General features: G+C 70.2%; 12 protein-coding genes. 7 read left to right on the plus strand and 5 right to left on the minus strand.

What is annotated here, in order from left to right:
• Nucleotides 1–42 precede the first annotated feature (42 nt).
• From AB0C15_RS01820 to AB0C15_RS01830, 3 genes are read left to right on the plus strand one after another with little or no spacing between them, the layout of a single operon-like run.
• Entirely contained in the window at nucleotides 43–1,536 is a 1,494-nt protein-coding gene (locus tag AB0C15_RS01820; RefSeq protein ID WP_357347632.1) for an SCO6880 family protein, read from the plus strand.
• Nucleotides 1,533–3,260, plus strand: a complete 1,728-nt coding sequence (locus AB0C15_RS01825) for an ATP/GTP-binding protein (RefSeq protein ID WP_357347634.1) — start codon at nucleotides 1,533–1,535, stop codon at nucleotides 3,258–3,260. Before AB0C15_RS01820 ends, AB0C15_RS01825 begins: the two co-directional genes overlap by 4 nt.
• Nucleotides 3,257–5,056, plus strand: coding sequence for a TraM recognition domain-containing protein (locus tag AB0C15_RS01830; protein ID WP_357347636.1), 1,800 nt, complete (start codon nucleotides 3,257–3,259; stop codon nucleotides 5,054–5,056). The genes AB0C15_RS01825 and AB0C15_RS01830 overlap by 4 nt, the downstream gene beginning before the upstream one ends.
• A 44-nt stretch (nucleotides 5,057–5,100) precedes the next feature.
• Here AB0C15_RS01830 and AB0C15_RS01835 read toward each other — a convergent pair whose 3' ends face one another.
• Nucleotides 5,101–5,385 (minus strand): hypothetical protein, encoded by a 285-nt coding sequence (locus tag AB0C15_RS01835; RefSeq protein ID WP_357347638.1) that lies wholly within the window; start codon nucleotides 5,383–5,385, stop codon nucleotides 5,101–5,103.
• Nucleotides 5,386–5,596: 211 nt separating this feature from the next.
• Between AB0C15_RS01835 and AB0C15_RS01840 the strand changes: the two genes are divergently transcribed.
• Entirely contained in the window at nucleotides 5,597–6,109 is a 513-nt protein-coding gene (locus AB0C15_RS01840) for a hypothetical protein (RefSeq protein ID WP_357347640.1), read from the plus strand.
• Nucleotides 6,110–6,211: 102 nt separating this feature from the next.
• Nucleotides 6,212–6,550 (plus strand): (4Fe-4S)-binding protein, encoded by a 339-nt coding sequence (locus AB0C15_RS01845; protein WP_357347642.1) that lies wholly within the window; start codon nucleotides 6,212–6,214, stop codon nucleotides 6,548–6,550.
• Here the strand turns inward: AB0C15_RS01845 and AB0C15_RS01850 are convergent.
• Both AB0C15_RS01850 and AB0C15_RS01855 read right to left on the minus strand, forming a co-directional pair.
• Entirely contained in the window at nucleotides 6,539–7,462 is a 924-nt protein-coding gene (locus AB0C15_RS01850) for an AEC family transporter (protein WP_357347644.1), read from the minus strand. The genes AB0C15_RS01845 and AB0C15_RS01850 overlap by 12 nt on opposite strands.
• A gap of 7 nt (nucleotides 7,463–7,469) precedes the next feature.
• Nucleotides 7,470–7,640 (minus strand): hypothetical protein, encoded by a 171-nt coding sequence (locus tag AB0C15_RS01855; RefSeq protein WP_357347646.1) that lies wholly within the window; start codon nucleotides 7,638–7,640, stop codon nucleotides 7,470–7,472.
• A gap of 266 nt (nucleotides 7,641–7,906) precedes the next feature.
• On the opposite strand from AB0C15_RS01855, the gene AB0C15_RS01860 reads away from it, so the two are divergent.
• Complete coding sequence (locus tag AB0C15_RS01860; protein WP_357347648.1) at nucleotides 7,907–8,494, plus strand: hypothetical protein; 588 nt, start codon at nucleotides 7,907–7,909, stop codon at nucleotides 8,492–8,494.
• A 70-nt stretch (nucleotides 8,495–8,564) separates the two neighbouring features.
• On the opposite strand, the gene AB0C15_RS01865 is transcribed toward AB0C15_RS01860, so the two are convergent.
• Nucleotides 8,565–8,771: a helix-turn-helix domain-containing protein gene (locus AB0C15_RS01865; RefSeq protein ID WP_357347896.1), complete on the minus strand. Its 207-nt coding sequence runs from the start codon at nucleotides 8,769–8,771 to the stop codon at nucleotides 8,565–8,567.
• A gap of 99 nt (nucleotides 8,772–8,870) precedes the next feature.
• A complete protein-coding gene (locus tag AB0C15_RS01870; RefSeq protein ID WP_357347650.1) occupies nucleotides 8,871–9,578 on the minus strand; it encodes an SDR family oxidoreductase in 708 nt (235 codons plus the stop codon).
• A 422-nt stretch (nucleotides 9,579–10,000) separates the two neighbouring features.
• Between AB0C15_RS01870 and AB0C15_RS01875 the strand changes: the two genes are divergently transcribed.
• Complete coding sequence (locus tag AB0C15_RS01875; RefSeq protein ID WP_357347652.1) at nucleotides 10,001–13,600, plus strand: phosphatidylinositol-specific phospholipase C domain-containing protein; 3,600 nt, start codon at nucleotides 10,001–10,003, stop codon at nucleotides 13,598–13,600.
• Nucleotides 13,601–13,610 lie beyond the last annotated feature (10 nt).

The following is a 13,610-nucleotide window of genomic DNA, read 5'->3' on the forward strand; positions in this document are numbered from 1 at the left end:
GCTGTTCGAGGCGGGTCCCGATGAACGAGAGGAATCAGGTTGATGTCGGTGGAAGCCGCGGTCGAACCCACGTACGGCAATTGGCGGCGACCGCGCCGGGCCGGCCTCGGGTCGCTCGGTCTGGTCGGCACGGTCGGCGTCTTCGGTGGCCTGGTCGTGGTGCTGTTCGCGTCGATGATCTCGCTCGCGGCGGCGGTGGTGGTGGGTGTCCCGTTCCTGGTCCTGCTGACGCCCCTGGCGGTGCGTACCCAGGACGGGCGCAACGTGTATCAGCTCCTGTCCCTGCGGATCGGTTGGTCACAGCGCAAGTCCCGGGGCGAGCACCTCTATGTCTCGGGCCCGCTGTCGGCCCGCCCCGGCGGGCGGTTCCGCCCACCCGGCCTGCTCACCCGGGTGAGCGCGTTGGAGGGCCGCGACGGCTACGACCGGGCCTTCGGCGTGCTGCACCACAAGGGACGCAACCTGTACACCATCGTCCTGCGGTGCGAGCCCGACGGCGGCTCCCTGGTCGACCCGGACCAGGTCGACACCTGGGTGGCGCTCTGGGGTGAGTGGCTGGCCCGGCTCGCCCACGAACCGGCGCTGCGGGGCGCCTCGGTCGTCGTCGAGACCGCCCCCGATCCGGGGACCCGGTTGGCGAACGAGATCCTGCCCCGCCTCGCCCCGGACGCGCCGGCCGCCGCTCGGGCCGTCATGCAGGAGGTGGTCAACGACTACCCGTCCGCCTCGTCCGAGATGAACTCCTACATCACCCTCACCTACGGCACGTCCGGCGGGCCACGGCGCGACCCCGAGGACGTGGTCGCCGACCTGGCCATCCGGGTGCCGAGCCTGCTGACCGGGCTGGTCAGCGCGGGGGGAGGCGTCGCCGAACCGTTGAGTGCCGAGCAGATCGCCGAGATGGTCCGCGTCGCCTACGACCCGGCCTGCGCCGCCGAGGTGCTCAACGTTCGGGCCGAGCACGGCCACACCGGACTGGAGTGGGAGGACGCGGGGCCGGTCGCGGCGGTGGAGTCGGTCGACGCCTACCACCATGACTCCGGTGTTTCCCGGACCTGGCTGCTGACGCTCGCACCCCGGGGCACGGTGCGCGCCAGCGTGCTGCGCACGATGCTCGACGCCTCCGACGGAACCCGCCGCAAACGGGTGGCCCTGCTCTACCGACCGCTCGACCCGGCGACCTCCGCGCGGATCGTCGAGTCCGACCGGCGTACCGCGCAGTTCATGGCGACGTCCAAGCGTGGCATGGTGCAGGCCCGGGCCAGCGCCGAGGTACGCGCCGCCGAGCAGGCCGCCGCCGAGGAGGCGACCGGGGCGGGGCTGGTGGAGTTCTCGCTCATGCTCACCATCACCGTCGACACCCCCGACCAGCTCGACGACGCCTCGGTGGTCGTTCGCAACATGACTGGTTCCAGTCGGATCGCGATGCGCCCCGCCAACCGTATGCAGGCCGCCGCGTTCAGTTGCACGCTCCCGGTCGGGATCCTGCCCTGGGAGCAGACCCTGCTACCGCACGAACTCCAGGAGGCGATGTGACCGACATTCGAGCGCTCTCCACCGGCACCGCGACGCGGGCGGTCGACCTCGGTGCCGGCTGGCCGGCCGGCTACTCGGGCGGGCGGACCGCACTGACCGGACTCACCGTCGACCCGGCCGAGGGTGCCCCGGTGAGCCGGAGCAAGCAGCCCAGGAGACGTCCGGCCCCGCCGGAGTCGACGCGCGGTTGGGCGGGGCGGGGTGGCGGCCGGGTCGGCTATCTCGACTCGCCGACGATGTGGCGGGCGACAACCGTACAGGCGTGCGGGCTGTGGCCGTTCTCCGCCGGCTCCGGGGCGCCGATGTCCGGCGTACCGATCGGGCAGCATCTCTTCACCGGCGCGACGGTCTGCGGTGACCCGCTCTCCTGGTTCACCCGCGCCCGCTACATCTCGAACCCCTCGCTGTTCATGCTCGGCATGCCCGGTCTGGGAAAGTCCACGCTGATCAACCGGATGGCGGTCGGGCTGGCCGCCACCGGGGTGGTTCCGTTGGTGCTCGGCGACCTCAAACCGGACTACGCCGACACGGTCCGCGCGCTCGGTGGCCAGGTGATCCCGATCGGGCGCGGGGTGGGCGGCATCAACGTGCTGGACCCGGGGGCGATGGGCATCGCCGCCGAGCGGATCGGCGGTCAGGCGGGCAGGGCGCTCGCCGCCGAGACCCACGGCCGGGTGCTGAACATGGTGGCGGCGCTGCTGACCATCGTGCGGGGTCGGGCGCTGGACGACCACGAGCAGGCAGTGCTCTCCGCCTGCCTGCGTCACCTGCGCGACCGTACGCCGAGCCACCGCGCGGCCCTCCTGCCCGACCTGCTGCGCGTGCTGGAGGAGGGGCCCGACCGGGTCCGGGCGGTGACCCTCGACCGGGGCCAGGAGACCCGCTACCGGGACGCGGTGGACCCGCTGCACCGGTCGCTGCTGGGCATCCTCGACGGGACGTTGGGGGACACCTTCGGCTCGGAGACCTCCACCCGCATCGACCCGGACGCCCCGGCCGTGTGCATCGACATCTCCCGGATCGGTGAGGCGGACACCCAGCTCACCGCGGCGGCGATGCTCGCGGCCTGGTCCGACGGTCTGGGTACGGTGGCCGCCTCGCACGCCCTGGCCGACGCGGGGTTGGCGCCGCGCCGCTGGTTCTTCACCATCCTCGACGAGCTGTGGCGTCCGTTGCGGGCGGCCTCCGGGATCGTCGACCGGATCGACGCCCTGACCCGGCTCAACCGTTCGCTGGGGCTTGGCGACGCGAAGATCACCCACACCCTCAAGGACGCCGAGGCGCTGGGCAGTGACTCGGACCGGGCGAAGGCGCGCGGCTTCGTGGAGCGGGCCGGGATCGTCGCCTGCGCCGGCCTGCCGATGGCCGAGATGCAGGAGTTGGGCCGGGTGGTGGGCATGTCCCGGCGGGAGATCGAGCTGGTGTCGTCGTGGTCGTCCCCGCCCGGCTGGGCGAGCACCGGCACGAACGAGGAGCCACCCGGTCGCGGCCGGTTCCTGATCAAGGTCGGTGGACGGCCGGGTATCCCGATCCGGGTCACCATCACCGACACCGAGCGGCGGCTGCACGACACGAACCTGCGCTGGGTGCAGAACGGGTACGCGCAGGAACAGGCCGCCGAGCGTGCGGCTGCCCGGATGGTGGCCTTCGAGGCCGAGGCCGAGTTGGGCAACCTGACGACCCGGCCGGAGCTGGTATCCGACGGCGAGGGGTGGTCGTCGTGAGCCGCTCACCCGGTGGCCGTCCGCACGGCGCCGACCTGTTCTTCTGGGCCTTCACCGTGATGGTGTTCGCGAACGCGGCGATCTTCCTGGTGGCCTGGTTCGGCGGCACTGCCGGCGCTGCCGTGACCATGCACGGCTGGCACCCGCCACCGGTGACGCTGCACTCGTACGGCCTCCTGGTCTCCGGACGGATCGAGGTGCTCTGGCCCGGGGTCTCACCGTTCGCGGTCTACGGCGGCATGGTGGTGTCGATCGTGCTGCTCGTCCTGTCCGCCGCGCTGGGCGTCCGCAAGGTCGTGGAACTGCGCGGCCGTGGCAAGGGCCTCGCCGGCGCACACGATTTGGCGTCGCTGGCCCCGGCGGGGATCGCGGGTCGCGCCCGCGAGTTGCGCCCCTCGCTGGCAGGCATGCGGGACCTGCCGCCGGATGAGCGGGGTAACCTGCTCGGCGACCTGATGCCGAACGGACCCGAGCTGCGTTCCTCCTATGAGGACGTCGAGTTGGACCTGATGGCGCCGCGCGCCGGCAAGTCGACCGGGATCGCCATCCCCCGGGTGCTCCGGGCCCGCGGCGCGGTGCTGCTCACCTCGAACAAGTCCGACGTGTACTCGGTGACCCGGGCCGAGCGGGCGCGCATCGGCATAGTCTGGACCTTCGACCCGCAGGGCATCGCGCACACGCCTCGCGAGATGTGGTGGGACATGCTCGCCGAGTGCGTCACGATCGAGGGCGCGCGGCGGCTCGCCGGGCACTTCGTGGCCTCGGTCAACGACGACACGGCCAAGAAGGACTTCTGGATCTCGGCCGCGCAGAACACCCTCACCGCGCTGTTCCTCGCCGCCGCCCGAGGCGGGGCGACGGTCTCCGAGCTGCTGGGCTGGTTGGCCGACCCGGCCGACCGTACGCCGATCGACCTGCTCCGCGACGCCCGGATGAGCGCGATGGCCGAGCAGTTGCAGGGCACGGTGCGCGGCGCGGTGGAGACCCGGGACGGCATCTACGAGACGGCCCGCCAGTGCGTGGCCTGCCTGCTCGACCCGGAGATCCTCGCCTGGGTGTCGTACGACCCGAATCTGCCGCAGTTCCGCCCGGACCTGCACGTGCTCGGTCGGGACACGCTCTACCTGCTCTCCAAGGACGGCGGCGGCTCGGCAGCCGGTGTGATCGCCGGTATCGCCGACGCCACGCTGCGGGCCGGGGTGGTCGCCGCGGAGCGGATGGGTGGGCGGCTGGACCCGCCGATGACGGCGGTGCTCGACGAGGCGGCGAACGTCTGCCGGATCTCCGACCTGCCCGACCTCTACTCCCACCTCGGCTCCAGGGGGATCAACGTGGTGACGCTGCTGCAGAGTTACCGGCAGGGCTCGCGGGTCTGGGGCGATGCGGGGATGGACGCGCTGTGGGGCGCCGCCACGATCAAGCTGCTCGGTGCGGGCCTGGACGACGCCGACTTCGTGGAGAAGATCTCCAAGCTCGTCGGTCAGCACGACGTGCGCACGCTCAGCGTCTCGCGCAGCCGTGACGGCTCCTCGCGTTCCACCTCGTTCCGGCAGGAGAACATCCTGCCGCCGGACAAGATCCGCGCGTTGCCGAAGGGGACCGCGCTGCTGCTGGCCACCGGCATCCGCCCGGCGGTGATCCGATTGCGTCCCTGGTACAAGGAGCCCGACGCCGCCCGTATCTCCGCCGCCGCGAAACAGGAAGTCGCCGCGATCACCGAGCGAGCGGCCCGAAAGGCGTTCCGTGGTCCTCCGCCGACCCCGAGTGTGTTGCAGGCACCGCCCGACCGTTGGTGACGTCGGTCGTGCTCATGGACAGGTCCCCGCGGGCTGGATGCGGATCACTGCCGGCTGGCGCGGGCCAGCAGATACTCGCCGCCGCAGGATTCGGCGAGAGCGGAACCGAAGAGGGCGGCCGGGGTGTAGGCACCCTGCTGGCCGTCGCCGGCCAGCAGCCGGCTGGTGATCTCGGCAGGCACCGCTCCGGTGTACGCGGTGGCGGAGACCCGGTTCGAGGTCCGCAGCGGTCTGAGCTGGGCCGCCAAGAAACTTTGAGAAATTTCCGGGTAGACGGCAACCTGCGTGCGACGGATCGCATGTACCCGGTTGTAAGCGACGATCGCCACGACCCATAGGGGCTCGGAAATGTCTGCACGTCACCTCCTGCTGCTGCCCGCTGTCGCCGTCCTCATTGGACTGTCAGCCTGCGACTCCGCAGCGCCATCGGGTACTGGTCCGACCACGTCCGCTCCGACGTCGACCGCTGCGGCCAGTGGCGCCCCCAGTGCGTCGCCCGTCCCGGCAACCCCCGCAGCCGGGGGTGCCGAATGCCCCTCGGTGGCGGCCCTGCAGAAGCTGGTCGAGCTGCCGAAGGGCTGGTCTCTGGCGACGGTGAAGTGCGTCAAGGACTGGGCGGCGGCCGATCCGCAGGGCCCGACCGCGGGTGACGGCGTCTACCTGTTCCGCTACGCGTCCGGCACGGGCTGGAAGTACTACGACCAGGGCAGTGGATGGGACTGCAAGGAGCTTGGCCTCAGCGAGCCGGCGCCGTTCTGCATCTCGGATCCGGTGACGACGGCGAAGCCGGCCGGCAGCACGCCCACGAGCGCCAAGTGCCCTTCGGCGAAGACTCTTCAGACTCTGGTCGAGCTGCCGAAGGGTGTGTCCTTCGGCGGTGTGCAGTGCGTCAAGGATTGGGCGGGAGCCGATCCGCAGGGCTCGAAGGCTGGTGACGGGGTCTACCTGTTCCACTATGTGGCCGGTACGGGTTGGAAGTACTACGGCGAGGGCAGCGGGTACGACTGCGCGGATCTTGGTCTCAAGGAGCCGGCGCCGTTCTGCATCTCCTGACCTGGTTGACCGTGATCGCTTGCCCGTGGGGCACACCGGCTATGGTGTGCGCCACGGGCAATCGGCCGCATCGCCGCCGCCGCTGCCGATCACCTCAGAGGCATGGGGGGGAGCGAGCGCGGGCATGGCCGGGCAACGAAGAAGGCGTACGAGGGCCAGAAGATCACCGTGACGTTCGAGGCGAGGCGTTGCCTGCACGCCGCCGAGTGCGTCCGCGGCTTACCGGAGGTCTTCGACACGGACCAGCGCCCGTGGATCCGGCCCGATGGCGCCGAGGCCGAGCGCCTGGCCGAAGTGGTGCGGCGCTGCCCCTCCGGGGCGCGGCAGTACGAACTTGTGGACGGCGGGGCGGAGACCCCGCCCCGGCCCACGCGGATCACGCGCGACTCCACCGGGCAGTTGGTCGTGCACGGCGAGTCGGTGACGGACCTACCCGAGTAACGCGGCCGCCGCGGTCAGGGTGGCCAGCGACAGCGTCGTGGTCACCACCACCGCCTTGTTGGCCATCGTTTCGCCCACGCCGTACTCCTGGCTGTAGATGAACGTGTTCTGCGCTGTCGGCAGGCCCGCGCACACCACCACGGCGAGCAACTGGGGCGCGGACAGGTGTAGGGCCAGCCCGGCCGCGTACGCGATGACCGGTTGTGCGACGAGCTTCAGCGCGGTGATCACGGCCAGCTCGCCCAGCGGGGTCGGCTCGGCCCGCGACGGTCCGGTGCGGTGCAGCGACGCGCCGAGCGCGACCAGGGCGGCCGGCACCGCGGCACCTGACAGCAGGGTGAGCGGAGCGCCGGCCGCCGACGGTAGTCGCAGGCCGGCGGCCGAGCACGCGAGGCCAAGCAGCGACGCCAGGATCACCGGGTTGCGTACCGGCAGGGAGGCGATACGGGCGACCCGTACCCGCCCGGCCGGGTCGTTGTGCCGGTCCAGGGCGACCAGGATCACGGGCGTCACCACAAGCACCTGTAGCAGCACCACCTCCGCCAGGAACGACACGTTGCCGAGAACCTGCGTGGCGATCGGGATGCCGAGGTTCGCCGAGTTCACGTACCCGGCAGCCATGCCCCAGATCGGCCGTTCGCCGGGCTCGCGACCGAACAGCCAGCTCGCGCCGACCCACCCGAACCCGACGACCGCGGCCGTGCTCACCGCGAAGGCGAGCAGCGAGCGGTCGGCGAACCCGGACAGCGGCATCCGGGACAGGGCCAGGAAGAGGGCGGACGGCATCGCGAGGTGGAACACGAACCGGCCGAGCACCGACGCTGCCGCCTCGCCCAGCAGGCCCCAACGACAGGCCGCGTAGCCGACGGCGGTAAGGATCCAGATCGGTACGAACGCCGACACCAAGCTCATCCGTGCGTCAGCCCGCCGAGCGGCCGTCGAGGTAGCCGACGTCCGTGGAGCCGGACGCGATGTGCACGCGATAGCCCAGCTCGACTCCGGCAGCACTCGTCCGGGCCACCTCGGCGTCGCGGCCGTCCACGAATGAACGAAGGTCATCGATCAGAACGACGGTTCGACGGGCATCCACGCAAGGATCATGCCGCCCCGCCCTCATGATCCGCCAACCGGACTGCCGCTCCAGGCCGACCGCATTCCGGGTCTCGTCCGCTACGCCAGGGTGCCCGCATGTCAGGGCCGGTGCCGACCGTTGTGCGGCGTGACAATGACAGGAGTCGACCAGGGCGCAGGTTTGCGATTGTTCACGAAGACGCCGGCGCACCTGTCGCTGAATAGTTTCCTCACCAGGTTTTCCGATTCCCCCGCCACCTCGGGGAACGATTTCTAGGAGGGGAAATGCGCAGACGTCGCGTGTTCGGCATCGGGCTCGCCGCACTGCTGGCGGTCTCCGTGGCCACCGTCGCTTCGCCAGCCAGTGCGGCGGAGTCTGCGACGGCTCCCGGGACGATCCCACAGCCGGTGCTCGCAGCGGCACAGGCGCTGGCCGGGGAGCAGGCCGCAGCGACGACGCCCACGTTCAGCCGGAAGTCGACGGCTCGTGGGCCGGCCACGGCAGCCGCCGCGAATGTGATCACCTGCAGTGCGCGGGCCCAGTACCCACATGCGTCGACCGGCGGCAACGGCATCCCGGGCAGCATCGACGGCAAGGCGGATTCGTGGTGTGACGCGGCCATCCCGTACATCGGTGCTCAGGCCGAGTTGTACCAGTACGTCCCGGGCAGCGGCTTCTACCTGGTGTCGGTCGGGGGCCTGAACTCCGGCCCGGGGAACAAGAAGTACACGGGTGTCGCCTTCACGATCTGCCAGAGTGTGCCGAACTACTACGTCACCAAGGGCATCCATACGTACACCGCTCCCGGCGGCTACTACCCCCCGTCACTGACGCTGACAACGCAGTCGCCCATCGTGGAGGTCACCTGCTGAGGAGGCTGCACCGATGAACCGGTCGACCGCCGCGGTGTCAGCGGCGGTCGACCGGCTACGCCCGGAGTCGTCACGCCTCCCGCAGCCGGTCGGCGAACGCCCAGGCGACGGCGGCGGTCAGGATCCTAACGCCGCGGGTCGAGGCCGGACGCAGCCCGATCAGCTCCTCCACGCGTCGCAGGCGATAGTCGAGCGTGCGGGTGTGCACACCCAACGCCCGTGCCGTCGCCGGTCGGGACATGTCGTGCAGGTAGTTTGCGTCGAGGGTGCGGATCAGATCCGGGCCGGCTTCGAGTCGGGTGCGACCTCCGTGATCGGGGCCGGGTGCGGGGAGTCGACCAGCCCGCCTGCTCCCGAAGGCGTAATGCTCACGGAATCACCCAAAGAGGTTGCCGGTGATGTCGGCGTAGAAGAGGGCCGGGTCGCGTGAGAGGGAGGCCTTGACCCTGGCGGTGGGCTCGTCGGCGACGACCTCGATCCTGCCCGCTTCCAGTCCGTCGAGAGCCTGGGCGACCACCTCGTGCGGCGGGAGCTTGGGGATGTCGATGCCCGCCATCATGTCCGTGTCCGCGATTGCCAGCGCCAGAGCGGTGACCAGAGTCTTCTGGTCGGCCAACTCGAGGCGGATGCCGTTCGTCAGGGACCACTCGGCGGCCTTGGAGGCGGCGTAGCCGTTGCTGCCCGGGGCGAAGGTGTACCAGCTCAGCGCCGAGATGACGTTCAGAATGGCGCCACCGGCCAGCTTCGGCGCGAAGGCGCGGGTGACGTTGAGGGTGCCCCAGAAGTTGGTGTCGAAGTCGCGGCGGATGTTCTCCGTCGAAGGGCCGAGCAGCGGGGCTTGCGTGGAGGTGCCGGCGTTGTTGACGAGGATGTCGAGGTCGCCCACCGTGGCTGCCGCGGCCTCGATGGACGCTGGATCGGTGATGTCCAACTGGAGTGCGGTCGCACCGGGGATGTCGATGCTTTCCAGGCGACGCGCGGTCGCATAGACGGTGGCGCCGCGGGCCAGGAGTGCCTCGACGAAGGCCTTGCCGAGTCCGCGGTTGGCGCCGGTCACGAGTGCTGTTGAGCCGTTGATCTGCATGCCAACACGCTAGAACCTCACGTTGATGTGAGGGGCAAGTACTGCGAGGTGGATCACGGCCGCCGCCGCGGACGGCCGGGTGCCGAACGAGGTCGGCCCGGGGCGATGCGGCTGCTGGAGCGGTTCACGGACACCCCGACGTCCGTCTCCGACGCGTCCCCGGCTGACCCTGGTAGCGACCCACGTCGGGCTAAGCTCCCGGCATGATCCGGATCCGGTCGGCGTGGTCGCACTCGGCTGCGTCAGCGACCTGACACGGCGGCGATCCGTGATGGATTCCTCTTCGGCGAGCGGTGCGGCCGCGTCGATGGCACGGGCCAGTCGTCATCTGACAGATGTCTCCACGCGGCGCGGTGCCAAGACTTCAGGCAGTTGCATCGATGCATGGTCGTGCGCGCGACCACGCCTGCCGGAGGTCTGCCATGTCGACGACACACTCAGCATCCGCCCCACCGGGCTCGGCGAAGAGGCCGATCCGCAGGTGGTCGCGGCGCACACGACAGCCACGGCTGGTCATCGCGTTACTCGCCACCACCCTGATCGCGACCACCGCGACAACCGTCGCCGGCCCGGCCGCCCCGGCCTTCGCCAACGACCACTACAACACCATCGAATCAGCCGCCGAAGCCAACCGGGACTGGATGGCCCGGGTGTCGGACGACGCCAGCCTGGCCGACCTGTCCATTCCCGGCACCCACGACACCCTCGCGCTATGCGGTCAGTCGGCGGGCAACGGGGACTGCGAGTTCATCTCGACGAGCCTCACCCAGACCCAGGAACGCCACGGGTACAGCGCCGAGACCCTGGCCACCCAACTGGACGCCGGCATCCGGTCGATCGACATCCGGGTCCGGGTGGACAAGGGTGACGCCGGACTGACGTTCACCGTCCACCACGGGGTCTACTACCAGTGGGCCAACTTCACCGACGTGCTCACGAAGATCGAGACCTTCCTGCGGGCGAACCCGACCGAGACGGTCCTGCTGAACCTCAAGGCCGAGTGCCTGGGCAGCGGAGCGAGTTGTGCCGACGCGCAAAGCTACGACAGCACCGAGTGGCGCCGGAAGGTCTTCGACTCGTACCTCACCGGGCGCTACCACACCGGCAACGGTGACGAGACCCGGCAGGGCAGGGCCTGGGGAAGCCTGTTCTGGGCCGACTCCGTCAACGGTGTCCAGCAGACGACCACGCCGACCCTCGGCGCCGTACGCGGGAAGATCGTCCTGCTCGGGTTCCGCGGACCCGCCGGCGGCATCTACGGCGGCTACGGCATCGGGCAGCCCTACCCCGCCGGCGGCTCCTACGAGGGCTACGTGCAGGACAACTTCAACGTCACCCAGATCAGCGACATCGACGACAAGTGGGAGAGTGTTCGGACGCACCTGCGCAAGACCAACGGGGTGTGGGACGCCAACCGTGGCGAGCAGACCCGACACGACCACGAGCCGGGCTCGCTCTACATGAACTACACCAGCGGCACGGGGGGCCTGGCCCATCCGTACACGGTCGCCGGTGGCACCCCGTCGGCGACCGGGGTCAACGAGTTCCTCATCCAGTGCCTGCGAGCCAGCAACGACAGGTGCCCGGAGTTCTACCCGAACCGGGCGGGCAACTTCGGCGGGCGACAGACAATGGACCGGCTCGGCATCGTGATGATGGACTTCCCGGGCGGGAAGCTGATCGACGAGATCGTCGCCCGCAATCCCGCCGGCCGGGCCGGCGGCAGCCGCAACGGCGGTGCCGGCGACCCGATGGAGCAGCATGCCGGCGGCGACAACGGCGGCACCCGTCCGGTGGTGCCGACCGACCACGCGCAGTGCCGCCCGGACGGCATGATCCCGACCGCCGGCACCAGCACCCCCTACTGCCGGGTCTACCAGGGCGACGGCCGGGAGTGGCTCGGCCAGGGCCGGAGCCGCCGGGTGATCGGCTACTTCAACGGCAGCCGCACCGGCGCCGACGGCACGCCCTCCTACCTGGTCAAGAACGTGCCGTGGTCCCGGTTGACGCACATCAACTACGCGTTCGCCCGGGTCGAGAACAACCGGATCTCGGTCGGCGCGGACGGCCCGAACAACCCGGCCACCGGCATGACCTGGTCCGTCCCCGGCACGGAGATGGACCAGAGCCTGCCCTACCGAGGGCACTTCAACCTGCTGACCACCTACAAGCGTCTGCACCCCCGGGTGAAGACGCTGATCTCGGTGGGCGGCTGGGCGGAGAGCCGCGGCTTCTACGGCATGACCACCAACGCCGACGGTACGACCAACCAGGCCGGCATCAACACCTTCTCGGACTCGGTCGTCGACTTCCTCGGCCGGTACGGCTTCGACGGCGTCGACATCGACTTCGAGTACCCGACAGTGCTGGACGACACCGGCAACCCGAACGACTGGGGCGACGCGCGGTCGCGCCGAAAGGGACTGCCGACCTCGTACACGGCCCTGATGAAGACGCTGCGGGAGAAGCTGGACCGGGCGTCCGCCACCAACGGTCGCTACTACCTGCTCACCTCCGCCACGTCGGCCTCCGGCTATCTCGTGCGGGGCATGGAGAACCAGAAGGCGCTGCGCTACCAGGACTACACGAACCTCATGGCGTACGACTACCACGGCTCCTGGAACGACGTGGTCGGCCCGAACGCCGCCCTGCACGACGACGGCAAGGACCCGGAGCTGAGCGACCTGTACTCCACGCCGGAATACCAGAAGATCGGCTACTTCAACACCGACTGGGCCTTTCACCACCTGCGCGGCGCGATGCAGGCCGGACGCATCAACATCGGCATCCCGTACTACAGCCGGGGATGGCGCAACGTCACCGGCGGCAGCAACGGCATGTGGGGCAGGTCCGTCGGCAGCACCTGCCAGCCGGGCACCGGCCTGGTCCGCCCCTGCGGCGACGGCGCGGTCGGCATCGACAACATCTGGCACGACCGCGACGCCAACGGTCGGGAGGTCGGCGCGGGGGTCAACCCGATGTGGCACGCCAAGAACCTGGAACGCGACCTCACCCCCCGCTACGCCAACGCGGTCGGCCTCACCCCGGACAGCGACCCGAACGACAGGCGCACCGGCACGTACGACCGGCACTGGGACGCGACCACCCGCACCGCCTGGTTGTGGAACCCGGAGAAGAAGACGTACCTCTCCATCCAGGACACCGAGGGCCTGGACCACGTCGTGGACTACGTCAACCGCAAGGGCGCGGGTGGCGTGATGATGTGGGAACTCTCCGGTGACTACGAATGCCCGGCCGAGGCGACCCCGGACGACCCCTGCGTGATGGGCTACACCCTGACCAACCGGCTGCACGAGCGGCTCCAGGGCGCCGCCGCGTACGGCGACAGTCGCAGTGCCGGCAGTTCGGTGCAGCGTCCGGCACTGGCTCTCGACGTGAGCGTCGACCTGATCCGCTACCCGACCGACACGGCGAGTCTGTGGCCGCTGACCCCGACCGTCCGGATCAGCAACAACACCGGGGTGACCATCGGTGGCGGCCGGGACAACGTCATCTCCTTCGACCTGCCGACCTCGACGCCCCCGCTGATCAAGGACGGCAACTGGCAGACCGGCGCCCAGGGCGGCCGGTGGAAGGTGCAGGCCGGGCACACCGGCCCGAATGTCGGCACCGGGCTGTCCGGCGCCTTCCACCGGGTCAGCCTCACCCTGGACTACTGCCAGATCATCCCGGCCGGGCAGAGCCTGGACGTGCCGATCATCTACTACATCCCGGCGACCGGGCCGGTGAACACCACACTCAAGCTGGGCGGCACCACGTTCTCCTCGGTGCCGGAGCAGAATCGGGGTGCCGCGAAGGTGATCCCGGCGACCGGCGGATGCTCGGCGCCGGCGTGGGACGCCAGCAAGGTCTACAACCCGGCGACCCAGTCGGTGGAGAACATCACCGTGAAGTACGCCGGCAAGGTCTGGCAGGCCAAGTGGTGGACCCAGGGCAACGTGCCCGGCACCGGGGCCAACTCGGACCTGGAACCCTGGCGGCTCATCGGCCCGGCCAGCTGACCCGAGGGCG

This window comes from Micromonospora sp. NPDC048835 (assembly GCF_040649995.1).
In the GTDB taxonomy this organism is placed as follows: domain Bacteria; phylum Actinomycetota; class Actinomycetes; order Mycobacteriales; family Micromonosporaceae; genus Micromonospora.

What these genes read in the sequence shown, in the direction of transcription:
- AB0C15_RS01820 (WP_357347632.1), top strand. Translation starts at nt 43, where the DNA reads ATGTCGGTGGAAGCCGCGGTCGAACCCACGTACGGCAATTGGCGGCGA.
- AB0C15_RS01845 (WP_357347642.1), top strand. Translation starts at nt 6,212, where the DNA reads ATGGGGGGGAGCGAGCGCGGGCATGGCCGGGCAACGAAGAAGGCGTAC.
- AB0C15_RS01850 (WP_357347644.1), bottom strand. Translation starts at nt 7,462, where the DNA reads ATGAGCTTGGTGTCGGCGTTCGTACCGATCTGGATCCTTACCGCCGTC.
- AB0C15_RS01860 (WP_357347648.1), top strand. Translation starts at nt 7,907, where the DNA reads ATGCGCAGACGTCGCGTGTTCGGCATCGGGCTCGCCGCACTGCTGGCG.
- AB0C15_RS01870 (WP_357347650.1), bottom strand. Translation starts at nt 9,578, where the DNA reads ATGCAGATCAACGGCTCAACAGCACTCGTGACCGGCGCCAACCGCGGA.
- AB0C15_RS01875 (WP_357347652.1), top strand. Translation starts at nt 10,001, where the DNA reads ATGTCGACGACACACTCAGCATCCGCCCCACCGGGCTCGGCGAAGAGG.